Here is a 25145-nt window from a genome sequence, read left to right on the forward strand (position 1 = left end):
GCGCGGCATGCACTCTTTCCCGATGCAACCCATCAGCCGTGGTTCCCGCATCGTCGCCCTCGTCGCGGCCCTGGTCGGCCATCCCGCCCTCCCCGCCTCCGCCCAGACACCGCCACCCCGCGCGCCCGGCACGCCGGCGGCCGTGACGGCCAAGGTCTTCGAGGACGGGTCGCTCGCCATCCCCGCCTTCCGCTTCGGCGAGTCCCCGCTGGCGTTGTCTGGGCCCGCGCGTCCGGGGGCGTACCTCTCGGCGGTCGGGCGGCGCGCCATCGCGATGGGCACCGAAGACGGGCGCCTTGAGCTCTGGTCGTGGCCGATCAAGTGGCTCCATGACTTCGAGCTCTCGTTTCGGGTGCCCAAGTACACCGAACCGATCGCCGGGCGGAGCGTCGCGCGGTCGGTGATCGAGCGCCCAGAGGGGGTGACCATTGAGTACAGCCACGAACAGTTCACCGTGCGCGAGCACATCTTCGTCCCCCTCGATCAGCCAGCCGTCGTCATCCTGCTCGAGGTCGACGCGATCCGCCCGCTCGAGATCATCGCGCGGTTTGCCCCCGACATCCACTACGCCTGGCCCGCCGGACTCGGCGGCCAGTACCTGATCTGGGAACAGCAGGCGCGCGCCTTCCTCTTCTCCGAGGGGAAGCAGTCGATCAACGCCTTCCTCGGTTCGCCGGCCGTCACCGAAGCGTCGGACGTGCCGGCTCACATGCTCTCCGCAGCACCACCGCAGTTGGTGATCGGTGTCGGGGGTGCCGGTGAGCGCTACACCGCACCGCGCCTCGGCGAGCCGCCGGGGAAGAGCGTGAACCTGCGCGTTGCCTACATCCCGATCGTGCTGGCCGGCGGCGCCATGCCGCGCGATTCGGCGCTCGCCCTCTATCGGGCCCTGGTGCAACCGGGTGCGGCCGAGCGGGCGTGGCGGCAGCGGGTGGCGCACGCCGATTCGCTGCGCACCACGCAGTTCGCGCTGCATTCGCCGAGCCCGGAACTCGACCGTGCCGTCGAGTATGCCAAGGTCAACCTCGACGAATCGTACGTCTGCAATCCCGACCTCGGCTGCGGACTGGTCGCGGGCTATGGACTCTCGGGTGGTGCCACCGACCGGCCGGGCTTTGGCTGGTTCTTCGGCGGTGACGCGGCAATCAATTCGCTGGCGATGACCGGCGCGGGGCAGGGCACCCTGGTGCGCGACGGCGCGCTCCGCTTCTTCGCGAAGTATCAGCGCGCCGACGGGAAGATCACCCACGAGATCTCGCAGGGCGCCGGACGCGTCGACTGGTTTGCCTACCCCTACGCCTTCTATCACGGCGACACCACGCCGTTCTGGATCCTCGCGACCGGCGAGTACTGGCGCCAGACCAACGACATGACGCTCGTGAAGGAGTTGTGGCCCAACCTCAAGCGGGCGTACCAGTGGTCGCTGGCCACCGACAAGAACGGCGACGGCCTGATGGAGAATCCCTCGGCCGGCGCGGGGGCGCTCGAAGTGGGCGACCTGCAGATCGGCATCCTCTCCGACGTCTATCTCAGCGGCGTGTGGGTGTCCGCCCTCGACCGCTTCGCCAGAATGGCCGAGGCCAACGGCGAGCCGACGCTGGCGACCGAGGCGCGCGCGGTGCGAGCCAAGGCGATCGCGACGATGGAGGCGAAGCTCTGGCTGCCGGCGCAGCGGCAGTACGCCTTTGCCTTGCTGCAGGATGGCACGGTCAATCCGAGCCTGACGGCGTGGGCCGCAACCGCGATGGCCTTCGATGTCTTCATGCCTGCGCGCGGCGCCGAGATGGCGGCGCGGCTCGCGTCGTCGACGATCCTCACCGACTGGGGAGCGCGTCCGCTCAACTCGGCCAGCCCGCTCTTCGATCCACTCCACTACAACAACGGTGCCGTCTGGCCGTTCGTGACCGGCTTCGTCTCGCTCGCCGAGTATCGCTACCACAACGCGACTGCGGGGTTCTTCGCGCTGCAAGCGGTCGTCCGGACCGGCTTCGACGAGGCGCTCGGTCGGAATCCCGAGGTGTTCTCCGGCCGCTTCTACAAGCCGCTCGACACGGCGGTGCCGCAGCAATTCTTTGCGACGTCGATGGTGTTGACGCCGCTGATCCGCGGCCTGCTCGGGCTCGACGTCGATGCCCCGTCGAGGCGACTCGTCGTGGCGCCGCATCTCCCGCCCGACTGGGACAGCGTGACCGTCGAGCACGTGCCGGTCGGGGCGGGCCGCCTGACGCTCTCGGTCCGGCGTTCCGCCGCCAGCCTGACGCTGACGGCGATTCGCGAGACCGCTGACGCGACGCCGCTCGAGATCGAGTTTGCGCCGGCATTGCCGCTGGGTGCTCGTGTCACCACGGCGGCGGCGGTGCAGTCGACGGCGGGCGACCTGCATGCGTCGGTACGCGGCACGCTCGACCGTCAACTCACGCTCACGGTTGGCTACAGCGGGGGCTGGGCGATCGTCCCGCCGGTGATGCCGCCGACCATTGGTGCCCGGTCGGCCGCGCCGCGGGTGCTGAGCGAGCGGATCGTGAACGGCGACTATCAGGTCGCCTTCGAGGGGCTCGCGGGACAGAGTTACACCTTTCGGCTGCTGACCCCGGTGCCCGATGCCAACGCACCCCTGCGGGTGATGAGCGCCGAGGCGAGCGCCGTCGGGGTGCGTCCGGTGCCGGATGCGCCAAGGGCGCGCCTGGTCACGGTCACCTTCCCGTCGACTGGCACGCCCAACAGCGACAACTACGTCCCGGCCACGGTGCGCTTCAGCGTGGCACCGCAGTAACTACCGGCGCGCCTTCGGCTTCAGCAGCAGGTCGTGGAAGTCGAAGGAGAAGTCGGTCTCCGGATCGGCGGCCACCATCTTGACCTGATCGATGGTGCCATCAGGATTCAGCTGGAAGGTGACATAGGCGTCGGCGCGCATCTCGCGATCATCCCATCGCGCCAGAAAGGTGTCGTGCTGCCAGTGCACCAGTTCGCCCTGCAGCTGGGGCGTGTGGCTCATCGCAATCCGCAGCTTGCCATTCGCGAAACTCACCACCACGTCACCATACCACGCATCCTCATAGGTACGCGCATAGTTGGCGAGGCCGAGTGAAGGGCCCTTGGTCGAGTCGCGCGCGGCGCTGGTCGCCTTCCGCTGCTGCGCCATCATCGTCTGCTGGCGCGCGGCGAGCTTGGAATAGCCGCCGATGAAATCCCAGGGCGGGGTGGTGCCGAGCGCGTAGTCGAGCAGCGACCAGCCGGCGGCGAGGAAAGTGGTGGCCTCGCTGTTGGTGAGCACCGCCACGCCGACCCGCGCCTCGGGAATGAACGCCACGAACGAGAGGTAGCCCGGCAATCCACCAGTGTGCCACACGACCTTCCGGCCGCGGAAGTCGTTGGTCTGGAAGCCGAGCGCGTAGAGGTTGAACTGTTTGGCGAGCGGTGCCAGTTCGGGAGCCGCCGGACCGGCGCCCATTGGCGTCACGCCCGTCCAGATCTCGCGCGCGGTGCGGGCGCTCACGAGACGTTCGCCGTTGGCGAGCTTGCCGCTGTCGAGCTGCACCAGCAGCCACTTGGCGATGTCGCGTGCGCCGGCGTTGATCCCGCCGGCGGGGTTGGTGTTGTCGCTGATCATCGGGGCAATGACCCGGAGCGTGCCGTTGATCTCGGCATGCGTGGTGGCGACGTCGTTCGTGCCCGCAGCGTCGGAGTGGCGGACCGTGCTTGTTGTCATCCCGACGCGCGCGAGGATGCGCTGCTGCACGAACTGCTCCCATGTCATCCCGCTCACCCGCGCGATCACCTCGCCCGCCACGAGGTAGAGGACGTTGTCGTAGGCGTAGGCGGTGCGGAACGAGGTGGCCGGCTTGATGTAGCGGAGGCGCTGCATCACTTCGGTGCGCGTGTAGGTCGACGCGGGCCACCAGAGGAGGTCGCCGGCGCCGAGTCCGAGGCCGGAGCGATGCACGAGGAGGTCGCGGATCGTGAGCTCGCGGGTGACGAAGGGGTCGTACATCGCGAACTCGGGGAGATAGCGAATCACCGGCGCATCCCACGCCAGCTTCCCTTCCTCGACGAGGATGCCGAGGGCGGTGGCCGTGAACGCCTTGGTGTTGGAGGCGATGCCGAAGCGGGTGTCCGGGCCGACGGGTTCCGGCGACCCGAGCTTCTTGACGCCGTAGCCACGCGCGACGATCACCTTGCCGTCCTTGACGACCGCGACGGCGACACCGGGCGTGTGGAAGGTGGCCAGGGCGGCATTGACGATGCTGTCGATCGCCGCTGGCGACTGCGCCGGCACGGCAGCGGGGAGGAGGCAGAGGGCCAGCAGCAGGCGGCGCATCGGCGGGTCCGGTAAAGGGAGAGGGAACGACTAGCGGCTGAACCCCGCCGCGGGCGGGAAATAGACGGCACCGACCGACGCGAGCCCCTCGCGGATGGCGGCATTGGGCCGGCCATAGAGGATCACGCGCGTCGGGGTGAGCAGTTCCATGAAGCGGGCGGCGTACTTCTCGCCGAAGGTCGCCATGTGGATCTCGGCGGCGGCGCAATCGACATAGCGCTCGAAGAGGTGGCAGGTGGTGCCGTCCTGGCTGAGGCTCCATTCATAATCGAGCGTACCGGGCTCATTCGCCTCGGTCGCGGCGGCCATCTCGTGCATGAGGGCGCGCAGGTCTGCCTGGCGGCCAGGGGCGACCTGCATGTCGAGCGTCCAGACGACGTGGTTGTTCACTGCCACTCCGTAGGTGCGGGCCGGGAAAGGGCGAGGTCGATCAATGCGGGAGGCGGTCCCAGGCCGCGGCATCGATCGGCCCGATCTGATGTTCCATCAGGATGCGCCACGCGCCGTTGTGCTTGGTCAGCAACGCCTCGAACGCAATCGTGCTCGACGTCCGCACGCCCGCCTTGTCGGTGACAGTGTACTTGAAGGCGCCCGACTGGAAGGCCGTCGTGGCATTGTCTTGCCGCTTGCCGAACCGGAGCTCCACCATCGCGGTGCTGCCGGCGTTCTTCATGGTGACCATGTCCTTGCCCCAGATGGCGAGGACCTCGGCGATCGGCTGCGTGCCGCGGCCATCGACGTAGATGGCGTTGGGGTGATACACCTTCCCCATCGCCACGATGTCGCTGCTCACGACGGTTGCCGCGACCACCTTCCAGACCTCGGCGTCGATGGTGCGGCTGGTCGCACTGGCCGTGGCCGTCGCGGCCTGCGCCGACACGAGTGCCGGGGTTGCCACCGCCAGCGCAAGCAGGAGTGGGAGGCGTCGCATCAGTTGGCCGCCTTCGGCTGGGGGACGATACGGAGGTAGGGCTTGGGTTCGTCCCAGCCATCGGGGTAGATCATCTTCGCTTCGTCGTTGGTGACCGAGCCGGCGATGATCACCTTGTCGCCCTGGACCCAGTTCGCTGGCGTCGCGACGCGATGCGCGGCCGTCAGTTGCATCGAGTCGACCACGCGGAGGATCTCGTGGAAGTTGCGGCCGGTGGTCATCGGATAGGCGAGCAGCAGCTTGATCTTCTTGTCGGGGCCGATGACATAGACCGTGCGCACCGTCTGGTTGTCGGCGGCGGTACGGCCTTCCGACGCGTCGCCGGCCGCGGCGGGGAGCATGTCGTACAGCTTCGAGATCGCCAGCGTCGTATCGCCGATCATCGGGAAGTTCGGCGCGGTGCCCTGCGTCTCCTCGATGTCCTTGGCCCAGAGGCCGTGCCGTTCGACCGGATCGACCGAGAGGCCGATCACCTTCACGTTGCGCTTGTCGAACTCGGGCTTCAACGCAGCCATCGAGCCGAGCTCGGTGGTGCAGACCGGCGTGAAGTCCTTCGGGTGGGAGAAGAGGATCCCCCACGAGCTGCCGAGCCACTCGTGGAACGAAATCGGGCCCTGAGTGGTCTCGGCCTGGAAGTCCGGGGCGGTCTCACCGATGCGCATACGGTGCCTCACAGTAAGGGGGTGGAACGGGGGGCGGTTGCCAATAGTGTAACGTCGCGGAGCGCCTGCGAGTGTCAGCTACCGGAGCGGCTTGTAGAAGACCACGGCATCGTGCGGCGTGACGCCGTCCGGGTCGATGGCGAAGCCCGGGATGGTCCCCGCCGCGATCCAGCCGAGGTCGCGATAGAGCTGCTCGGCCGGGTCACCCCCCTTGGTGTCGAGGGTCAGCAGGCCAAAGCCGGCGGTCCGGGCCGCGGCCTCGATTGCCACCATGAGCGCGCGCCCCAGTCCCTGCCGCCGCGCCCGTCGGTGGACGAGCAGCTTCACCACCTCGGCACGGTGCGGCTGGTTGCGCGCCCAGGCCGGCTGGAACTGGACCGTGGCGACGATCCCGTCGGCGTCGCGTGCGACCAGCACCACCGCGCGCGGGGCCAGCCCGGCGAGGGTCTCCTGCCACCAGGCGATCGCATCGGCTGGCGCGAGTGGGGGGAGGAAGCTGACCGCCGCCCCCGCCTCCACCGCGTCCACGAGGAGCGCGGCGAGGTCCCGGAGGTCGTCGTCCGAGGCGGGACGCGAGAGCGGCGAGATCAGTGGCGGCACGGCAACCGGGTCATCCTACGGCTTGGCGACCTTGGCGTCTTCGACGATGATGGCGTAGCTGTAGCCGGCGCCGAAGTCCTTGTTGATGTGCACCGTACCGGTGATCGTGACGGTGGCGCCCATCGCGACGCCATCCATCGAGGTGACGGTGATGTCGTTGGTCCCCTTGGTCGCGTCGCCGCTGCCATCCTGCAGGTGGATCCAGTTCCGCCCCATCACGCCCTCGTTGTACTTGACCACGACCGCGCGGATGGTGACGGTCTTCCCGTTCAACTGCTCCCGCTGGGCCCACGCCTCGGCGACGGTGCGGGCATCGGCGCCGCGCGCCTTCTCGACCTTGTCAACGACGACCGCCGGTGCGGCGGCACCCATGGCGCCGCTGCCCGCCGGGGTGGTGCCACCACTCAGCGTCCCGAAGTAAATCGTGTCGAAGGTGCGCTTGAGCGTCTTCGACTCGAAGCCGGCCATCAACATCGGATTGAGGATCGTGACCGTGGCACCAGTCTCGACCTTCGTTTCCGGGACGGCGACCCACGCCTCGCCGGTCGGCGTCTTGAGGCGCAGATAGATGTACGGCGAGGCCTGGAGTTGCTCCAGCACGGGGCCGGTCAAGGTGGCGAGCTGCGGCGCCTCCTGCTGGGCCTGCGGGGTCGCTGGCGCTTCGGGAGCCTTCGGTTGGCAGCCGCCGATCGTCGCGACAAGGAAGAACAGGGGAACGGCGCGGCGCATCACGGGGACTCCGGGCGTGGACTGGTCAGGACTCGGGGGTAGTCCCTGAAAGATAGGGGGCGTGCCGGTCTGATCGCAGGGACCAGACCCAGACCGCCGCCGCTGCGAGGAGGGTCATGGTGGTCGCGACGATCGGTGCCCACTCGGCAAGCGGTGCCGCACTGGCGTCATCCACCACGAGCCGCCATACGCCCGGTGCCCCGGCTTCACCGGTGGCGAACCGGGCCAGGTTCATTGCCGCATGCACCCCGATCGGCATCGCCAGACCTCCCGACCACTGCGCCACGGCACCAAACAGCAGCGCGCTGGGGATCACGCCCATCACCACCGTCTGCCAACTCCAGCCGAAGGCGAGATGCGTGGCGCCAAACGCCACGGCCACCAGCAGGTGCGCCTGCCAGGTCGGGAGCACCCGCAGCAGGGCCCGCAGCGAGTAGCCACGAAAGCCGACCTCCTCCATCGTGGCGAGCAGTCCGGTGGTCGCCAAGACCAACAGCAGCGGACCCGCCGCCGGCATCGCCGTGCGGGTGTAGTGCAGCGGCGCGACCGTGACGGAGATCACGAGGAGCGTGATGGCGTACGTGAGGCATCCGATCAGCAGCCCGACCGCAAGGCGGCCGACGCTGGCGCGCGTCGGCACGAAGCCGATGTTGTCGAGCGGCGGCGAGGTGCGCCTGGCGAGGAAGTGCGTGAGGAACACGAGGAGCGGCGTCGCGACCAGCCCCCAGACGAGCGATCCCCATGCGGGCGGCACCATCCCCTTCGGAATGGCGGCGAGCATGAGGATCGCGAGGTACGCCGCCCAGAAAAGCGCGACCCGCAGCAGCATCGAGGCGCGAGGCATGGAGGGCCTACGGCGACCCGACGCGAAAGGTGTCGCGCTCAGGGACCGATCAATCCCATCGCCGTGCCGGAGACATCGGTGAAGTAGCCGAAGGTCCCCATCCCCGGGATGGCCATCGGGTCGCCCATGCGCTTGCCGCCCGCGGCTTCGATGGCCGCAATCGATGCCGCGACGTCGGCGGAGTAGATGTACGCCATCGACTTCGCGACCGGCGTGTGGGACTGGAAGACGCCACCGATGCCTGCGCCAGCGTCGAAGCCGACAAAGTGCGGCATCGTGGGCGCGGCGCCCCAACCGAAGAGGCCGCCGACGAATCGTGTCACCGCCTCGCCATCGGCCGCGTACATCTCGAGGCTGCAGACGGCGCCCGCCGGCGGCTTCGGGTTGGTGCCGAACGGCATCTCGATCCGCGGCGGCTTGGCCGCGAGCAACCCCGAGGCGAGGCCGTAGATGGTGCCGGACGGATCGGTGAAGCGCGCCAGCTGGGCACCCATCGGACCAGGCCACGGGGCGCGCTCGACACTGCCGCCGGCCGCGACGACTCGAGCAAGCGTCGTCGCCACATCAGCACAGTCGAGGAACGGCACCACCGCCTGGAATCCCTCCGGGAGATTGGTGCGGAGCACGACCGATGGTCCGGCCGGCGGTGCGGCGGCGATGAGTTCCGCACTGAGCGCCTGCATCGGCCAGCCGAAGACGCCCGCATAGAAGGCGTGCGAGGCGGCGAGGTCCTTGGCGGCGATCGACACCATCGCGATCGGATGGGCGCCGGTGCCGTGGGGAATCGGGGGAAGGGAACTCATCGCGCGCGCTCCTCTCGTGGGGTCAGGGGTTTCTGGGGGTTGAACGGGGAAGCTGCACAACAAGCTCGATCTCGATCGAGGCGCCGCCCGGAAGCTTCGCCACCTGCACGGTACTGCGTGCCGGTCGCGCCTCGCCGAGCCGCTGCGCATAGACGGCGTTCATCTTCTCGAAGTCGGCGAGGTCCGTCATGAAGACCGTCGCCTTGACCACGTCGGCCAGCCGGGCGCCGGCCGCCGTGACCACCGCCTCCAGATTGTCGAAGACGCGATTCACCTCGGCGACGAGGCCGCCTTCGACCAGCTTCCCGGTGGCGGGATCGCGGCCGATCTGCCCCGCGGTGAAGAGGAAGCCGTTGCTGATCACGCCCTGCGAATACGGGCCGATCTGCTTTGGCGCGCCCTCGGTGACGACGACGCGCGGGGCGGACTGCGCGACGAGCGTCGTCGGCACGGCCGCGAGCGCAACAAGCAGGAGTGCCGGGCAGCTACGCGACATCACGACCTCACTTCGCCGGGGTGATGATGATGCGCCGATACTCGATGACGCCATGGTCGCCCTGCAGGTAGAGCGGGCCGGGCTTCGCCTCGTCGGCGTCGAGCGCGCCGCCCGTGAAGCCGGGAATTTCCCGCTCGCAGATGATCGTCTTGCCGTTGAGGACGACGGTCACGGTGCGGCCGACGAGCGTGATGTCAAAGCTCTGCCACTCGCCCGGCTTCTTCGCGGCGTTCTGGTTCGGGGTGATCATGCCGTAGATCGCGCCGAGGCCGTCGATCTCCGGTTCGGCACCAGGCGTGTCCTCGATCTGCACTTCATACCGGCCACGCAGGTAGACGCCGCTGTTGCTGCCCGGCGGGTAGCGGAACTCGACGTGCAGCTTGAAGTCGCCGAAGGCCCGCGTCGTCACCAGGTCCGCCCCGGCCTTGGCATTGCGGAGAATGCCCTGCGCCAGCGTCCACTGACTCGGGCTCTCGCCGAGCGGCTTCCACTCGGTGAGCGTCGTGCCGCCGAGCAGGGCGATCGGGGCACCCCAGACGACGGGCGTGGTGCGGCGCAGGCTCGGGGCGCGCACGCCTCGGAACGCCAATGACCGGCCACTCCCAAAGGTGACGGTCCCGCTGATGGAATCGCCGACCACGCGGCCGGTGAAGGTGTTGTCGCCTTCAGCATCGTTCCACTGCGGCGGAATCACGAATCGGAACTCGCCGGTGGTCGCCGCGAACTCGACCTTGGCGATCGGCCGGGCGCTGCCGGCGAGCAGCATCACTTGACCGACCAGCATGCTGCGGCCACTGTGCCGGACCTCGAGCCACGCCGAGGTGTGCCGACCCGGCACGGTGACAGTCATGTCCCAGCGACCGATCAGCGGGGCGCGGGATTGCGCCACGAGCGCGGGTGTGCCGAGTGGGGCGATCGCCAGCGTGGCAACCAGGGCGAGCAGGGTCGGGCGAGTCATCGAGTGCCTCGGTGAGTTTCCAGCCGCGGCCGCCTGCCCTGAGCAGAGCGAAGGGTCAGGCCGCGGTGAACGGTGAACATTGCGTCAGCGCGCGGGGCGCGGGGTCGGTCGCAGCGACGGGATGCGTTCGTGGCGGTCGGAGCAGGCAATCAATTCGGCGAGCCGCCGGGCCCGCGTGTCGGCGCGCTTGGCGCTGATCACCCAGTGCGTACTGGTGCGCCGATAGGATGCGGCCGCCTCCTGAAAATACTTCCAGGCCCGGCGTTGCTTCGTGAAGGTGGCGAGCTCCTCCGACGAGAGCATGCCCGGTTCCTGCTCGAACGAATAGATGCCGGTGCGCTCCGGCGTGCGCGCGGCAAAGGCGGCGAGTCCGGCAGGTTGCATTCGCCCTGCCGCCATCAGTCGTTCGACATGGGCCACGTTCACCAGGCTCCAGATGGATCGCGCGCGACGCGGCGTGAAGCGGATCGCGTAGGCGTCCGCATCGAGCGAGCGACGCACCCCATCGATCCACCCCACGCACAGCGCCTCGTCGAGCGCCTCGGCGTACCCGATCCCGCTCGACAGGGCGTGGGCCTTCGCAATCCGGACGATCAGGTGATCGGCGGTCGCGTGGTGCGCGCGCAACCAGCGGCGAAACGCGGCCGCGGTGGCGAAGTGGATCGGCGCATCGGTCATGGTCCGTCAGCCGGCGTGGGCATCCGCAGCGCTCGGTTGCAGACGCAGGGAGATCACCATCATCAACAGCATCACGACGGTCGCCGCGCGGTAGGCGACGCTCAGCCCCTCGAGTCCTCCCCCCGCGCGGTCGGCGAGGAAGGAGAGCACGGCGACCACCATCAGGTTGCCGATCGCGATGCCGATGTTGACCAGGGCCTGGGCCGCGCTGCGCTCGCGCGCGGTGACCTCGTTCAGCACCACCGTGCGCAGCGTGCCACCGACCACGATGCCGACGCCGGTGCCGATGAAGAGCGTCGCCAGCATGTACATCCAGAAGTGCGCGGCGAAGAAGCCGATCAGCCCCGAGCCGATGCCGAGGGTGCCAAAGCCCCAGAGCATCACGGCCCGCGCACCGAGTCGATGCTGGATCCGTCCGAAGCCCGCCGAGGCCGCCGCCGAGCAGAGCACCAGCGGCAACAGCAGCAGCCCCGCCTTCTTCGACGGCGTGTTGAAGGCGGCGACCGCGATCGACGTGATGAAGATGACGCTCCCCATCCCGAAGCCGGCGCCGACGCAGAGGGCCCAGGTGGTGCGCAGCTGCCGGGTGACGAACAGCGTCAGCGGGACGATCGGCTGCGCGGCGCGTCGTTCGATCAGCAGGAGCAGCGGCAGGGCGACGGCGGAGGTGGCCAGCAGCATCGGCCACAGCGTCTGGCCGAGGGCGGTGTCCAGCGCGCGATTGATGCCGAGGGTCAGCGTCGTCAGCATGAGTGCCAGCGTGGTGATCCCGGCGTAGTCGAACGGCGGATGCGCGACGTCGTTGACCTTCGACGGCAACGCCCGGGCACTCATGAAGAAGACGATGGCAGCGATCGGCAGGTTGATCAGGAAGATCCACTGCCAGCTGGCCACCACCAGCAACAGCGAGGCGACCACGGGCCCGACCAGAAAGGCCATCCCGAAGGTGGCACCGATCAAACCGAGGATCTTGCCGCGTTCCGCCGGGGGGAAGGTGTCTCCCACGACGGCACTCGCAGTCGGCGTGATCCCGCCGGCGCCCATCCCCTGCACTGCACGGCCAACCAGCAGCATGCCGAACGAGCTCGACCGCGCGACCACCAGCGAGCCGATCGCGAAGGCGGCGATGTCGAGCAGGTAGATCGCCCGTCGGCCGAATCGGTCGCTGAGGTTGGCCATCAACGCGGTGCTGCTCATCGAGCAGAGCGAGAAGACGATCGTGACCAGGCCGATCTGCCGGTTGTCGACCCCGAACGCCGCCCGGAGGGCGGGGATCGCCGGCGCCACCACGGCGGCGTCGAGCGCCGCCATGAAGACGCCGACGAAGAGCACCGTGAGAATGCGGCGCCGGGAGGCGTCTTCGCTGGTGGGCAGGGCGATGTCGGGCATCCGGCAAAGGTAGCGTCCACCGTCCGGTCCCGCCCTACGCCGCCGCGACCGAGTCGTCGCGCCGCCGCCGGGAGAGCCGCCACGCCGTGCCGAGCGTGAAGAGGAGCCCGACCGGCAGCGGCTCGAGGAAGGTGTAGGCGATGTTGACCAGCGGCTTCTGGTACTGGACCCTGAACTCGGCCATTTCTTGTGTCCGCTTGGCGATCTCCGCTTCGGTCGCCCCGCTCGCCCGCGCCTGCTCGACGGTGTGGGCCGCGAACTTGTCGCCGAAGTCCGGCGCCAGCTTGTAGTAGATGAGCTCCCAGGTCGCGACGTAGCAGACGGTCGCGACGAGGGTGATCAGGAGCCCGACCCGGAAGGCATGCCCGAATGTGATCCGGCCGTCCGGGCTGCCGTCACGATACGACCGGACGCCGAAGTAGACCATCAGGAAGGCGGCCACCATCGTGGTGTAGCCGACCAGCATGCCGTAGTCGAAGCCGATCGCATCCATGAACGGCAGGGTCAGGAGCATCATCGCCGACAGCATGGCGCCGGCGATCAGGCCGTAGGTCAACACGAACTTCCGCATTCCGACACTCGGGGGTTGGAGGACGGCGGATTCTACGTGGCGGCGGGGTGTCGCGCGTCACCCGAAAGGATGATTTCCGGCGATTTCGACCGAAATCACCCGGATGGGTGACCGATTCGGTGAGTCAGGGGATGAGGCGGAGCTCTTTCCCGAGCTGGACGGCCTGGGTCCGGCGCTGCGCGCCCAGCTTGGCGAAAACACGGCTCGAGTGGGTCTTGACGGTGTTCTCGCTGACGTGGACCCGCTCGCCGATTTCCCGATTGCTGAGACCGGCGGCAATCAGCTCGAGGATCTCGAGCTCGCGGGGGGTCAGGCCGAGCGAGGCGACCTTGCGGTCGTCGCGGACGAAGTCGGCCGCCGCCGGAACGAGGACCTCCTGCACGACCACCCGTTCCTTGGCCGCGGTCACCCGGCGGCCGAGCCAGATGCCGAAGGCGGCGAAGAGGGCGGCGACGAGGCCGCCGTAGATCTGCACGGAGTGATCGAGGACCAGCCAGCGGTACTCGACCGCCTGGAGCGCGGCGATGAGGAGGCCGCCGAGGAGGCCGTAGCGGAGGATGGTGGTGGCGCGGGAGGCCGGCCGCGCGGGGGGGAATGACACGTCCACGCTCCAGTGGCGATTGGTCACGGGGCCGCTCCTCATCCAGAGAAGCGGCCCCGGCTGGTGGGAGCGGTCAGTCCGGGAGGTGGTTCACGGCCCTCGATACAGCGTCAAGACTCCGGTCTGCGTCGGACTGATGGTTACCGATCCACCCGCCACCGACGTCACGCTCCCCATGGACACCAAGGTGCCGGCGCCATTGGTCATCTCCACCTGATAGCTCCCGGGGCGGAGTCCACCAACAGAATACGTCCCCGGGGCATCAATGTGGAGGACTACCGCCATGCTCGCACCCGGATTCACAAATGCCACCGGGCGCACGGAGCTGTTGAGGCTCGTCGCCGCGACCCGGTAGGCCCCGGCGCGGACATAGCGGAAGTATTGCCGCAGGGCATGCGTCCGGCTCCCCGCCACTGGTCGGCCGCCACTGATGTAATAGTACTGCGCCCCGTTGTCGCTGGTCGGATACGCCAGCGTGTACTGCTGCCACGCCGACACATTGGCCAAGGTCAGGTCCTTGTAGAGGTCTTCGACGCCGCTACCAATGTGCTCGAGCATCGAGGTGCGCAGCCCGAGCTGCGCCGCGCGCGTCCTGATGGCGTTCAGGTTCGCATCCGACACGCCGCTGTAGCGGTGGTACGCCACGTCGGTGAGGTAGGTGAGCGCGCCAGACACCCCCGCGATCCCGTTGAGGTAGGTCACGGCGTTGCCCATGTTCATCACCGAGGGAGCGATGAAATCGGGGTGGAACCCTGCGGCGGCGAGGCGAGCGCCGGTGGTCGCGATCAAGCCGCCGATCCCGGCGCCGGTCCGAATGGTGTTGTTGTCCGGCTCGAGGATGATCTCGACGGCATCCGGCACGAAACCGTACCGGCTCTGCATGTGCTGGAAGGTGGCGAGGATCAGCTCGGCGTATTCCGCCGCCGACTGCTGCGCGGTGGAGCCGCCGAAGGAGACGTAGTTCAGGTTGACGTACAGTGCCTCCCCGCGTGCCGCGAGGCGGCTCCGCAGCGGCAGGATCGTCGCCTCGACCCCCTCATCCAGCTTGCTCCACTTGAAGCCCGCCGGATTGATGGTGTTCGGGTCGCCGTTGTCGTTGACCCAGGCATAGCGCTGCGCGTTGTACTGCGTCGACGTGATCGTGCCGGCGCGGTACTGCGCGTAGTAGTCGACGGTGTTCTCGGCGCCGCTGGCGATCTCGATCCGGATGCGATTGACGCCGAGGTCGTTGGCGGCCAGATCCATCAGCTCCGACTGGTAGCCGTCGAACTGCGCGGTCCCCTGGCCGGCCTGCGCCGTCGCTTCCCATCCCACCATCTGTTGGAATCGGGCGGAGGTATCCACCGTGATGGTCGCCGGCCCGGCGACGGTGGTGTAGACCACGGCACGAGTCGCGGTGACGCCTGCCGTGACCGTCGCGCTTTGCGAGTTCGGTGCCGGCGTGTAACTCGTCCCGCCCGCCGTCACGGTGCTCGAGGTGATGGTGTACGTTCCGGGCGTCAACGCCGTGATGGTCTCGGTCGCAGTCACCGAGTGGCTGTAGCTGTTCGGGCCGGTCACCGTGATGACGGAATTGGCGCCACCCGGGAGCCCGCTGACGGTCACCGTCAATTGCCCGGCGGTGGGTGCCTGCACCGCATAGGTGATGGTGCGGCTGCTGCTGCCACCCGCCGTGATCGTGGCGGCCTGCGACGCCGGGGTCGCGAGGTAGGTGACACCACTCACGACCACCGGCGTCGCCGCGACCGTGTAGCTCCCCGGCAGCAGGCCGGTGATCGTCTCGTTGGCGGTGACGGCATGGCTGTAGCTGTTCGGGCCGGTCACCGCGATGGCCGCCGCGGTGCCACCCGGGAGCCCGCTGACGGTCACCGTCAACTGCCCGGTGGTGGGTGCCTGCACCGCATAGGTGATGGTGCGGCTGCTGCTGCCACCCGCCGTGATCGTGGCGGCCTGCGACGCCGGGGTCGCGACGTAGGTGACACCACTCACGACCACCGGCGTCGCCGCGACGGTATAGCTCCCCGGCAGCAGGCCGGTGATCGTCTCGTTGGCGGTGACGGCATGGCTGTAGCTGTTCGGGCCGGTCACCGTGATGGCCGCCGCAGCGCCCCCGGGAAGCCCGCCGATCGACACCGTCAACTGCCCGGTGGTCGGCGCGGCGACGGTATACACCACGGCACCGGTACTGGTGGCGCCGGCGGTCACGGTCACAACCTGCGAGGTCGGGGCGGGCAGATAGCTGGTCCCACTGAGCACCACCGGCGTCGCGGTGACGGTGTAACTCCCCGGTGCCAATCCGGTGAGGGTCGTCGTCGCGGGGACCGCGCGGCTGAAGCCATCCGGTCCGGTCACGATGATGGCCGCCGCGGCCGGGGCAGGGACGCCGCTGACCGTGAGCGACAGGCCGCCGGTGGTCGGGTTTGACACCGCGTAGGTGATCGCGCTGACCGTGCGAACGCCGGCGGTGATCGCCGCCGCCTGGGTGGAGGGCGTCGGGAGGTAGCTGACGCCGCCGACCGTCACGGCACCCGCGGTGACGGTGTAGCCGCCGATCGGCAGCGCGTTGATCGTTGCGGACGTCGTGACCAGGCGGCTGTAGCCGTTCGGTCCGGTCACCGTAATGGCCGCCGCAACGCCCGGGAGGCCGCTGATCTCGATCCCCAGTTGTCCCATGCCGGGAGTGGGCGCGACATACAGGACCGACACGGCGGTCGTGGTGCCGGCGACGACGATCGCGACCTGCGACACCGGTCCGGCCAGATAGTTGACGCCGGTGACCGTCACGGGACTGGCGGCGACGGTGTAGCTGCCGGGCGTCAGGCCATCGATCGTGGTGGTCGTGGTGACCTGGAATGGGCTGCCATCCGGGCCGGTCACCGTGATGGCCGCCGCTGCCGGAATCGGGAGGCCGGCAATGTTCACCCGCAGCTGTCCCAGGTTCGGCGAGGGCACGCTGTAGGCGACGCTGGCGGTGGCGGTTGCGCCGGCGACGATGGTGACGGACTGTGACGACGGGGATGGCGTATGGCTGATGCCGTTCACAAGCACGGCGACGGAATTGACGGTGTAGGAGCCGGGGGCCAATCCCTCAAGAACGGAGGTCGCACTGACGAGGCGCGCGTACCCGTTGGGCCCGCTCACGGCGATCGCGGCGAGCGCGCCGCCGCCGAGGCCGGTGACCTGCAGGCTAAGGCCACCCGTCACCTGGGTGGATGGCGGGGCATAGGTAACGGCAACCGCCGCGACGTCGCCGCCGGTGACCGTGATCACTTGCGAGGCCGGCGTCGGGTCATGCCGCGCCCCCTCGACCGCAACCTCACTCGCCGCCACGATGTAGCTGCCGGGGGTCAGGTTCTCGAGCTGCGACGAGGCGGTCAGGGTTGCCGCGAAGCCGTTGGGGCCGCTGACCGTGATCGCGGCCATCGCGCCAGCCGGAAGCCCGCTGGAGGTGATGGAGAGCGCACCGGTCGTCGCGGCGACGCGGTGATACTGCACGACGCCGGTCCGCATTTCGGCGGTGACCACGACGACCGATTGGCTCACCGGCTCGGCCGCGTAGGTCGCCCCATCGACCGTGACCGGATTCGCCGCGATCAGGTAGCTGCCGGCAATGAGGCCAGCCGCCGAGGTGGTCGTCGTGACGTTCTGGTAGAAGCCGCTGGGGCCGGAGACGGCGATCGCGCCATTCGCACCGGCCGGCAGTCCTTCGACGGAGATCGTCAGGCTGCCGGAGCGTGGCGCTCCCGGATGGTAGTCGACGTGGGCGCTCACCGTGCCGCCGCCGCTCACGGCGATCGTCTGAAACGCCGGACTCGCCAAGAGGGTGACGTCGTCGGCGTCGACATCCTGCGCGGCGATCTGGTACTGCCCCGGCGTGAGGCCGGAGAGCATGCGGCTCGAGGTGAGCGTGTCGATGCGATTTGGGCCGATGACGATCAATCGCCCGGCCACGCCCGCCGGCAAGCCGGAGAGGGAGAGTTCGAGGGCGCCGGTCGGCGCGGGGCCCGTCAGGCCGCCACTGTCGGTCTCGCCGCACGAGGCGGTCAGCAACAACGCGAGGAGGACGCGCCACCCAAGGGTGGTGCGGGAGAACTTCGCGGCAATCGGCGTGGTGTTCGTCATCGTCAGTCCAGTTCCATTGGGATGCGGCCCAGCGACGATCCTCGTCGTCGGACGTCCCCCGCGTGTCCTGAAGGGGGAATCCCGCTGGCGGCTGGGCGGGCTGCCATGCCGGTGCGGCACTGGCGGACAGCTCCCTGGCTCTGCGACTCCGGGTCACCCCGGATGTGCTCTGTGCAGCGGTATGTCACCTGCGCCGGGCTGTTTCCCCGGCCATGGTGTCCAGAAACTGCAAGGGAGAGGCCACAGCGGGCGTCCCCTGCCGAAAATAGCATAAATTCTTGTGGCACAACGCGTTACACAACAGTGCACCGCCGAACACTCCATAGAGTATCGGCAGGGGGTGTCACAAAGTAGACAGTACACCACCAACCGGTGCCTCCCCCGAGGCATCCGGCGCCGCACCCGCCGCCGTGGCGAGTCGGGGCGATAATGTACTGCGTGGGGCACGATCGGTTGGAAAGCGGTCGCGGCGGGGAGGGGCGGGATACTGCGGGAGGGAGGGTTAGCGGATCGCCGGTCGGCGTCTGAGGATGCGCACCTCACCGCCGCCAATGCTGGCCGGAATCACGTGGGCGACGGTGTAGGCCGAGTCGAGGTAGCTGGCAAGCGCCGGAGCCGTGGACTCCAACCGGATCCGGAAGGTGGTGACCACCCAGGTCGCTGGCGTGCCGGCCTCGAGCGATTGCAATTCGCCAACCGTGCGGATGATCGGCCACTGCTGCCCCAGCCAGAGGTTCATCGGGAGATCCATCATCTCCGTGCCGGCGATCGGATCGGTCGGCCTCCGTGCTTCGGCGAGCCAGGTCAGGGCGGCGGGGTAGTCCTGCTTCGGCGCCCAGGCCCGTGGCAACAACAGCAGGGACGCCAGCGTGACGGCGGACAGGCCGATGTCGCCGATCCGGGTCCCGGCGCGCGGCAGCACGCGCGCCAGCACCACGAAGCCACCATGCACGGCCCACTGGACCACGAAGGCGGCCCCGAAGAAGAAGAACCGGGGCCACATGTTGTGGCCGGTCGAGAGCAGCAGCGCCGCCATCATCACCAGCGGCAGGACCATCATGATCGCCGCGAGACGGTGGTGGCGCCACGCATCGTGCAGTCCGGCGAGCACCACCACGGCCGTGACCGGCAGCACCAGCGCACCGGCTGGCACTCCACGGATCAGGCCGGCAATCGCCTCGGCCAGAAACCACCCTGGACGCTGCCACTCGGCGCCAGTGACCCCCGTGCCGGACGACCCCAACGCCCCGACGAGTTGAGGGAGGACTGGCGCATAGAGCATCATCGCCACGGTACCGCCGAGGACCAGCGCCACGCCCGGTGCCCAGCGTGCGATGCCCCGCGGTTGCGTGCGTAGCCACACGAGCCAGCACACTCCATGGCCGGCAACGACGACCAGCGCGGTGATGTGCGTCAGCAGAGTCAACGCCACCACCAGCGCGTAGCTCCAGACCTGACGTCTCGTGACGGGGGTGTCGCGGAGCATGTCGAGCATCAGGCTACTGGCCAGCAGGGTGCCGAGCAGCAAGCCGGTGTACCCGCGCGCATTCTGGGAGAACCAGATGTGGTGATAGGAGACGGCGAGCAGCACGCCGGACCACCATGCCTCGCGCGTGGGGAGCCAGCGACGGCCGAATGCCACGGTGGCCCAGAGGCTCAACACGCCGAAGATGGCGGCCGGGAGCCGGAGCATTGCCGCCGATTCCCCGCCGACGGTCCGCACGGCGCGGGCGGCGATCGAGAAGAGAAAGTGCTGATTGGTGCTGTCGAAGGTCGTGAGCAGGACGCTCCACGGGAGGCGCACATACTCGACCAGCGTCTGGATCTCGTCAAACCAGAGTCCGCCATTGAGGCCCGGGAGGCGGGCGGCCAGGCCGACGATCAGCAGCACGAGAACGGGGGCGAGCGGGAGCGGGGGTTCGGTGGCGCCTGTGACGTTGTGCGACGGCACGACCCGCGGCAGCCAGCGCGCGACCGCGACATGCGCTGCGAGCAAGCCGACGAACAACCAGAGTCCGATCGTGATGTCGGAAGCGCCGGGAGCGACCGATGCCTCGCGGAGGATCGTCGCCAATGTTGTCGGGAAGTTCAGCAGCCGGGACCCCTGCGGTATGGGTTATCCTTTATCCATTCCCAGTATACGCATTCCACGTTAGCCCCGACAGGGAAGCCCGGGAGGCCGCATGATGGTGCCGACGAGCGGGACGCTCCTGCTGCTCCTCCTCCTGCCGACCTCGGGTGCGCAGGCCCTCCAGCAGCTACCACCCTCGCCCCCGGCCGGACGCCAGAGCACGGCCGTCGTCACGGTCGACACCGCCACGCGCTTTCAGCGGATGAGCGGGTGGGAGGCCAACGCGCAATCGGGCGAGGCCGAACCGGGCTTTGTCGGCTGGCAGGCGGAACTGATGGATCTCGCGGCCAACGATCTCGGCATCAACCGGATCCGGGTGGAGCTCCGTAGCGGTGCCGAGCACACGGTGGACTACTACGGTCAGTTCCGGGCCGGCATGATCTCGGAGTCCGTCTGGAGCCCCTACAAGTATGTGTGGGTCAACGACAACGATGATCCGGCGACGATCAATCCGAATGGCTTCAAGTGGACGGCACTCGATGAGCACCTCGATGCGACGGTCGTCCCGCTGCGGGCGCGCCTCGCGGCGCGCGGCGAGACGCTCTATCTCAATCTGAATTACGTCTCCTTCGGAACCTCCACGGCGCAGCAGGATCCGGCCGAATATGCGGAGCTGATGCTCGCAGCGTTTCAGCACATGCAGAGCCGGTATGGCTTTGTCCCCGATGCGATCGAGGTCATCCTTGAGCCGGAGAACACCTCCTGGCGCGCGCCACGGATCGGGCAGGCGATCGCGGCCGCCGGGGCACGGCTGGCTGCCGCCGGCTTCCACCCCGACTTCATCGCACCATCGGTCATGAAGGTGGCGAACGCCGTCCCGTACCTCGATGAGATCGTCAAGGTGCCCGGGGCGCTGACCTACCTCAAGGAGATCGCCTACCATCGCTATGGTGGCGTCTCCGATGCCAACCTCCTGGCGATCCATGAACGCGCGGTGCGGTACGGGCTGCGCACGTCGATGCTGGAACACATCGGCAGCGACGTCGAGGATCTGTACAAGGACCTCACCCTCGCGCAGGTCTCGGCCTGGCAGCAGTACACCCTCGCCTATCCGACCAGGGACAACGGCGCGCAGTACTACTACATCAAGAATGGCCGTCCGGTCGCCGGCCAGCGTACCGAGGCCCTGCGCCAATATTTTCGCCATGTGCGGGCCGGGGCCTACCGTGTGGGGGCCGCCAGCGACACGCCGCGGGTCCGCCCCGTGGCGTTCACGAATCCGGACGGCCGGGTGGTCGTCGTGCTGCATCTGGAGGGCCGCGAGGTCCTCACCCTGAAGGGGTTGCCGGCGGGCTACTACTATGCCGTGGCCGCGCCGGCGACCGCTGGTTTGGTCTACGCGACGGAGATTGCGGCCGGGGCGGACTTCGTCTTCGCGATGGGACTCCCCAGCGTGGTTACGGTCTACCAGGTGCCGTGACAGACTCCCCGGAGGCCACCGGGGGGAGTACCTTGGGCGTTGTGGCACCCCACGTGCATCACCCACGCCCAGAACTGAGCCTGCCCCGCCGCTGCCGGAGGATTGCTTGATCGAGGAGATCGTCGGGGATGCGTCTGCCGTCCTGCCCCGAGCCGTAAGTGTCGTGATCCCCGCCTACAACGAAGGCGCCCATGTCGCCGACCAGGTGCGGGCCGTCCAGGCGACGATGGCGGCGAGTGGCTGGGAGTACGAGATCATCGTGGTCGACGACGGGTCGCGCGACCAGACCGCCACCGAGGCCGATGCCACCGGGGCGCGGGTGCTGCGACGGGCCGTGAATCGCGGCTACGGCGCGGCGCTCAAGCTGGGGATTCGGCGCGCACGCTATGACTGGATCCTGATCACCGACGCCGATGGGACCTATCCGGTGGAGTCGATTCCGGAACTGCTGGCTCGCGCCGAGCACAACGCGATGGTGGTCGGCGCCCGACTCGGCAAGTCGGTGCACATTCCGCTGATTCGCCGGCCGCCGAAGTGGTTCCTGAACCGCTTGGCGAGTTACCTCGCTGGGCAGCGGCTCCCCGACATCAACTCCGGTCTCCGGCTGATGCGGAAGTCGCTGGTCGAGCGCTACGAGTATCTCCTCCCCGACGGCTTCTCCTTCACGACGACGATCACGCTTGCTGCCGCCTGCAATGGGCACCCATTCGAGTACGTCCCGATCAACTATCACGCACGGCTCGGCGAGTCGAAGATCCGCGCGCGTCATGCCTACGATTTCACCCTGCTGATCCTGCGGATCATTGTCGTCTTCAACCCGCTCAAGGTGTTCATCCCGGTGGGTGCGGTGCTCGCGGTTCTGGGGCTGGCGAAGTTCGCCTACGACATCACCAAGGACAACCTCTCCGAAAGCGCGGTGCTCGGACTGATCGGGGCGCTGGTCGTCTGGGCGGTCGGCCTGCTCGCCGACCAGAACACGCGGTTCGCCGGTCGACGTTGAAGCCCTGGCTCAAGGCGACCATCAGTGTCGCGCTGCTCGCCCTGCTCCTCGTGCTGTTGCCATGGGGACAGGTGCGTGATGCGATCGGGCGACTGCCGCCGCGCGTCTGGGCCGGCGTGGCGGCCGGGTTCATCCTCGGCCACGCACTCGGGATCTTCAAGTGGCGGCTGTTCGTCAATGCGGCCGGCGCGGGACTCGTGCGCCTCGATGCGACGCTGTGCTATGCCGCGGGCCTCTTTGCCAACCTCTGCCTGCCCAGCATCGTCGGCGGCGACGTGTTGCGGATCGCCCTCGCCGGGAAACTGACGAAGCGGCCCGAGGCCGCGCTCTGGGGCGGCATCATGGATCGCCTCACCGACATGCTCGCGCTGGCGCTGTTGGTCACCGGCGGGGCGTTGGTGGCACGCACGCAGCTCGACGGCTGGACCGGCGAGGTGCTCGGCATCACGCTGATGGTGGGCGTCGGGCTGGTGGCGCTGGCCCTGCCGCTCACGTTGCGGCGGCCGCTCGCGCGCTGGCCGCGCCGACTGCGGCGCCCGGTCGGCCGAGGCCTCGTCGGACTCCGTCAGCTCCGGCGCCGGCCCGGGACGGCGGTGCTCGGCCTCTCCCTCTCGCTGGTCATTCAGGGCAGCTTCGTGCTGCTCAATGCGTGGCTCGGCCGGAACGTCGGGATCCATGTCGACCTGGCCGTGTGGTTCCTGGTCTGGCCGCTGGCGAAGATCGCCTCCCTCATGCCGATCTCGCTGGGCGGGCTCGCCGTGCGTGAAGCGAGCCTGGCCGCGTTGCTGGTGCCGTTCGGCGTGCCGGTCGCGTACAGTGTCGTGTGCTCCCTGCTCTGGCAATCGGTGCTGATTGTTGGCGGGCTGTTCGGTGGGCTGGTCTGGCTGGTGCTGCACCGTTCGCGACGGATCAGCTTTGGCGTGAGCCATGGAGAACTCAAGGTGACGCAGATGGAGGGAGAATGACCGCAGGTGGACACCGGATCGTCATCCTCGGCGCCGGCCCGGCTGGCGTGGGCGCGGCGTATCGACTGCGTCAGGACGGCCGTGCCGAGGTCACGGTGCTCGAGCAGCACACGGTGCCGGGTGGCAACGCCGGCAGCTTCGAGTTCGGCGGCATGCGCGTCGACTTTGGCAGCCACCGCCTGCATCCGGCCTGCGATCCGGCGATCCTGGCCGACATCCGTGGTTTTCTTGGGGCTGACCTCCGTGATCGTCCGCGCCACGGACGAATCGGCCTGCGCGGCCGGTGGATCCATTTTCCCTTGAAGCCGATCGACCTGCTGGTTCGCCTCGACCCGGGTTTCGCGCTCGGGACGCTGCGCGACATGGTGAGCAAGCCGTTCCGTGCCGCGCCGAGCGGCGACAGTTTCGGCGACGTGCTCATGGCGAATCTCGGTCCGACCATCTGCGAGTCGTTCTACTTCCCCTATGCGCGGAAGATCTGGGGTCGCGAGCCGACGGAGCTCTCCGGGATTCAGGCGCGTCGGCGAGTCTCGGCGGGCTCTTTCCTGAAGCTCGCGCGCAAGGTGCTCTCCGCGGTGCCGGGGCTCAAGCCACCGGGGGCGGGGCGCTTCTTCTATCCCGCCAAGGGCTTCGGCCAGATTACCGAAGCCTATGCCGCCGCCGCGACGACGCTCGGGGCGGATCTTCGATTCGGCCGCCGCGTGACTCGGCTCGTGCCACCGGCCACGGATGCGGAGTCGTGGGTGATCGAGATGTCCTCGGACCAGGGCGCTGAGCGCATCGAAGCGGATCAGTTGTGGTCGACGATCCCGATTGCGCTGCTGGCGCGCCTGATCGGCACCGGGGTCCCCGATGAAGTCCACGAGGCGGCCGCGAAGCTCGAGTCCCGCGCGATGCTGCTCGTCTATCTCTCGCTGCCGGTGCCGTCGTTCACCGAATACGATGCGCACTACTTTCCGGGCGCGAATATTCGGATCACACGGCTGTCCGAGCCGAAGAACTATCCCGGCCTCGGACAACCCCCGGAACACACCGTGCTCTGCGCCGAGCTCCCGTGCGGTCCTGGCGATCCGTGGTGGACCATGGATGACGCTGCGCTGGGGGCCCTGGTAGCCGAGGATCTCGCGACGGCGGGTGTTCCGCTGCCCGTTGCGCCGACCGCCGTGCTCGTCCGCCGTCTCCCGCAGGCCTACCCGGTCTACACCACTGGCTACGAGCGGTGGTTCGGCATCCTCGATCAGTGGGTGGAGAGTCTCCCGCGTCTGCTCAGCTACGGCCGGCAGGGGTTGTTCGCGCACGACAACACCCACCACGCGCTGGCGATGGCGTACGCTGCCTCGGACTGCCTGGAGCCGGATGGCTTCGATCACGCCCGGTGGCGTGCGCATCGGGCGGTGTTCGACACCCACGTCGTCGAAGATTGATTCACGCACTGTCCCGATCCTCCAGCCCCCGGTGACTCCGATGCCCTCCACCCGTTCGCGCCTGCTCCCGCTGGTCACCTTCGCGGCGACCGCCACCCTCGCGGCGGCGTGCTCCACGGCGGCCACCACGCCGTCGGTCGCACCCCAGGCGGCGGCCGCGCCGGCCGCACCCGCCCCACCGGCACGGCCTGCCGAGGTGACGCCAGCAGCCATTGCCGAGGGTGACTCACTCTATGCGGCGGGCTCGTGCACGCGGTGCCACGGCATCAAGGGGGTTGGCACCGCCCGCGGTCCGAGCCTGGTGACGGGGCCGTGGTTGCAGCACACTGGCAGCTACGCGGAGATCGTGACCACGATCACCAACGGCGTGCCGCGCGCGGCGATCAAGGACACCACGCACCGCTTCCCGATGAATGCGCGCGGTGGCCCGATGAATCTCACCGACCCGCAGGTGAAGTCGATTGCCGCTTATGTCTGGTCGATTTCGCGGGAGAAGCGCTAGC

Annotated in this window: 22 protein-coding genes; 6 read left to right on the top strand and 16 right to left on the bottom strand. The window is 68.6% G+C overall.

All coding sequences use genetic code 11. The annotated features are described in order from the left end of the window. The first annotated feature begins 22 nt into the window (after positions 1-22). A complete protein-coding gene (locus tag IPG05_13630) occupies positions 23-2773 on the top strand; it encodes a hypothetical protein (GenBank protein ID MBK6496117.1) in 2751 nt (916 codons plus the stop codon). Here the strand turns inward: IPG05_13630 and IPG05_13635 are convergent, their stop codons facing one another. The 16 genes from IPG05_13635 to IPG05_13710 all read right to left on the bottom strand — a co-directional run bounded on the left by IPG05_13635 (position 2774) and on the right by IPG05_13710 (position 19776). After that, entirely contained in the window at positions 2774-4318 is a 1545-nt protein-coding gene (locus IPG05_13635) for a serine hydrolase (GenBank protein ID MBK6496118.1), read from the bottom strand. A gap of 30 nt (positions 4319-4348) precedes the next feature. Continuing rightward, on the bottom strand, positions 4349-4708 hold the full coding sequence (locus tag IPG05_13640) for an antibiotic biosynthesis monooxygenase (GenBank protein MBK6496119.1): 360 nt from the start codon (positions 4706-4708) through the stop codon (positions 4349-4351). A gap of 40 nt (positions 4709-4748) precedes the next feature. After that, positions 4749-5249, bottom strand: coding sequence for a hypothetical protein (locus IPG05_13645; protein ID MBK6496120.1), 501 nt, complete (start codon positions 5247-5249; stop codon positions 4749-4751). Then, positions 5249-5911, bottom strand: a complete 663-nt coding sequence (locus IPG05_13650) for a peroxiredoxin (protein ID MBK6496121.1) — start codon at positions 5909-5911, stop codon at positions 5249-5251. The genes IPG05_13645 and IPG05_13650 overlap by 1 nt, the downstream gene beginning before the upstream one ends. 78 nt (positions 5912-5989) lie before the next feature. After that, the gene (locus tag IPG05_13655; protein MBK6496122.1) at positions 5990-6511 is read right to left on the bottom strand and encodes a GNAT family N-acetyltransferase; all 522 of its coding nucleotides are present in this window, start codon (positions 6509-6511) and stop codon (positions 5990-5992) included. 15 nt (positions 6512-6526) lie between these two features. After that, the gene (locus IPG05_13660) at positions 6527-7240 is read right to left on the bottom strand and encodes a nucleotide-binding protein (protein MBK6496123.1); all 714 of its coding nucleotides are present in this window, start codon (positions 7238-7240) and stop codon (positions 6527-6529) included. A 25-nt stretch (positions 7241-7265) separates the two neighbouring features. Next, a complete protein-coding gene (locus IPG05_13665) occupies positions 7266-8084 on the bottom strand; it encodes a CPBP family intramembrane metalloprotease (protein MBK6496124.1) in 819 nt (272 codons plus the stop codon). Between the two features lie 38 nt (positions 8085-8122). Continuing rightward, positions 8123-8887 carry a VOC family protein gene (locus tag IPG05_13670; protein ID MBK6496125.1) on the bottom strand — a complete coding sequence of 255 codons (765 nt, stop codon included), beginning with the start codon at positions 8885-8887 and terminating at the stop codon, positions 8123-8125. Between the two features lie 22 nt (positions 8888-8909). Further along, positions 8910-9383: a hypothetical protein gene (locus IPG05_13675; protein MBK6496126.1), complete on the bottom strand. Its 474-nt coding sequence runs from the start codon at positions 9381-9383 to the stop codon at positions 8910-8912. Between the two features lie 7 nt (positions 9384-9390). Next, positions 9391-10341, bottom strand: a complete 951-nt coding sequence (locus IPG05_13680) for a DUF1080 domain-containing protein (GenBank protein ID MBK6496127.1) — start codon at positions 10339-10341, stop codon at positions 9391-9393. A gap of 84 nt (positions 10342-10425) precedes the next feature. Then, complete coding sequence (locus IPG05_13685; GenBank protein MBK6496128.1) at positions 10426-11019, bottom strand: YdeI/OmpD-associated family protein; 594 nt, start codon at positions 11017-11019, stop codon at positions 10426-10428. A gap of 6 nt (positions 11020-11025) precedes the next feature. Then, positions 11026-12408, bottom strand: a complete 1383-nt coding sequence (locus IPG05_13690) for an MFS transporter (GenBank protein MBK6496129.1) — start codon at positions 12406-12408, stop codon at positions 11026-11028. 34 nt (positions 12409-12442) lie between these two features. Next, complete coding sequence (locus IPG05_13695) at positions 12443-12979, bottom strand: DUF4199 domain-containing protein (protein ID MBK6496130.1); 537 nt, start codon at positions 12977-12979, stop codon at positions 12443-12445. Positions 12980-13103: 124 nt separating this feature from the next. Beyond that, positions 13104-13622 carry a DNA-binding response regulator gene (locus IPG05_13700; protein ID MBK6496131.1) on the bottom strand — a complete coding sequence of 173 codons (519 nt, stop codon included), beginning with the start codon at positions 13620-13622 and terminating at the stop codon, positions 13104-13106. A gap of 48 nt (positions 13623-13670) precedes the next feature. After that, positions 13671-17702: a hypothetical protein gene (locus IPG05_13705; protein MBK6496132.1), complete on the bottom strand. Its 4032-nt coding sequence runs from the start codon at positions 17700-17702 to the stop codon at positions 13671-13673. Between the two features lie 502 nt (positions 17703-18204). After that, positions 18205-19776 (bottom strand): glycosyltransferase family 39 protein, encoded by a 1572-nt coding sequence (locus IPG05_13710; protein ID MBK6496133.1) that lies wholly within the window; start codon positions 19774-19776, stop codon positions 18205-18207. 109 nt (positions 19777-19885) lie between these two features. Between IPG05_13710 and IPG05_13715 the strand changes: the two genes are divergently transcribed. The 5 genes from IPG05_13715 to IPG05_13735 all read left to right on the top strand — a co-directional run bounded on the left by IPG05_13715 (position 19886) and on the right by IPG05_13735 (position 25144). Beyond that, the gene (locus IPG05_13715) at positions 19886-21253 is read left to right on the top strand and encodes a hypothetical protein (GenBank protein ID MBK6496134.1); all 1368 of its coding nucleotides are present in this window, start codon (positions 19886-19888) and stop codon (positions 21251-21253) included. Between the two features lie 163 nt (positions 21254-21416). After that, the gene (locus IPG05_13720; GenBank protein MBK6496135.1) at positions 21417-22253 is read left to right on the top strand and encodes a glycosyltransferase family 2 protein; all 837 of its coding nucleotides are present in this window, start codon (positions 21417-21419) and stop codon (positions 22251-22253) included. Continuing rightward, positions 22250-23218 (top strand): flippase-like domain-containing protein, encoded by a 969-nt coding sequence (locus tag IPG05_13725; GenBank protein MBK6496136.1) that lies wholly within the window; start codon positions 22250-22252, stop codon positions 23216-23218. Before IPG05_13720 ends, IPG05_13725 begins: the two co-directional genes overlap by 4 nt. Next, positions 23215-24642, top strand: a complete 1428-nt coding sequence (locus IPG05_13730; GenBank protein MBK6496137.1) for an FAD-dependent oxidoreductase — start codon at positions 23215-23217, stop codon at positions 24640-24642. Before IPG05_13725 ends, IPG05_13730 begins: the two co-directional genes overlap by 4 nt. Positions 24643-24682: 40 nt before the next feature. Then, positions 24683-25144: a cytochrome c gene (locus tag IPG05_13735; GenBank protein ID MBK6496138.1), complete on the top strand. Its 462-nt coding sequence runs from the start codon at positions 24683-24685 to the stop codon at positions 25142-25144. Position 25145 lies beyond the last annotated feature (1 nt).

The sequence above is a fragment of the Gemmatimonadota bacterium genome (assembly GCA_016704275.1).
Lineage (GTDB): Bacteria > Gemmatimonadota > Gemmatimonadetes > Gemmatimonadales > GWC2-71-9 > Palsa-1233.

Bases quoted from the DNA above. Each gene is read 5' to 3' on its own strand.
- IPG05_13680 (MBK6496127.1), bottom strand. From the start codon at position 10,341: ATGACTCGCCCGACCCTGCTCGCCCTGGTTGCCACGCTGGCGATCGCC.
- IPG05_13635 (MBK6496118.1), bottom strand. From the start codon at position 4,318: ATGCGCCGCCTGCTGCTGGCCCTCTGCCTCCTCCCCGCTGCCGTGCCG.
- IPG05_13645 (MBK6496120.1), bottom strand. From the start codon at position 5,249: ATGCGACGCCTCCCACTCCTGCTTGCGCTGGCGGTGGCAACCCCGGCA.
- IPG05_13670 (MBK6496125.1), bottom strand. From the start codon at position 8,887: ATGAGTTCCCTTCCCCCGATTCCCCACGGCACCGGCGCCCATCCGATC.
- IPG05_13660 (MBK6496123.1), bottom strand. From the start codon at position 7,240: ATGCGCCGCGCCGTTCCCCTGTTCTTCCTTGTCGCGACGATCGGCGGC.
- IPG05_13650 (MBK6496121.1), bottom strand. From the start codon at position 5,911: ATGCGCATCGGTGAGACCGCCCCGGACTTCCAGGCCGAGACCACTCAG.
- IPG05_13630 (MBK6496117.1), top strand. From the start codon at position 23: ATGCAACCCATCAGCCGTGGTTCCCGCATCGTCGCCCTCGTCGCGGCC.
- IPG05_13735 (MBK6496138.1), top strand. From the start codon at position 24,683: ATGCCCTCCACCCGTTCGCGCCTGCTCCCGCTGGTCACCTTCGCGGCG.
- IPG05_13690 (MBK6496129.1), bottom strand. From the start codon at position 12,408: ATGCCCGACATCGCCCTGCCCACCAGCGAAGACGCCTCCCGGCGCCGC.
- IPG05_13715 (MBK6496134.1), top strand. From the start codon at position 19,886: ATGATGGTGCCGACGAGCGGGACGCTCCTGCTGCTCCTCCTCCTGCCG.
- IPG05_13705 (MBK6496132.1), bottom strand. From the start codon at position 17,702: ATGACGAACACCACGCCGATTGCCGCGAAGTTCTCCCGCACCACCCTT.
- IPG05_13730 (MBK6496137.1), top strand. From the start codon at position 23,215: ATGACCGCAGGTGGACACCGGATCGTCATCCTCGGCGCCGGCCCGGCT.
- IPG05_13695 (MBK6496130.1), bottom strand. From the start codon at position 12,979: ATGCGGAAGTTCGTGTTGACCTACGGCCTGATCGCCGGCGCCATGCTG.
- IPG05_13700 (MBK6496131.1), bottom strand. From the start codon at position 13,622: ATGAGGAGCGGCCCCGTGACCAATCGCCACTGGAGCGTGGACGTGTCA.
- IPG05_13685 (MBK6496128.1), bottom strand. From the start codon at position 11,019: ATGACCGATGCGCCGATCCACTTCGCCACCGCGGCCGCGTTTCGCCGC.
- IPG05_13665 (MBK6496124.1), bottom strand. From the start codon at position 8,084: ATGCCTCGCGCCTCGATGCTGCTGCGGGTCGCGCTTTTCTGGGCGGCG.
- IPG05_13675 (MBK6496126.1), bottom strand. From the start codon at position 9,383: ATGTCGCGTAGCTGCCCGGCACTCCTGCTTGTTGCGCTCGCGGCCGTG.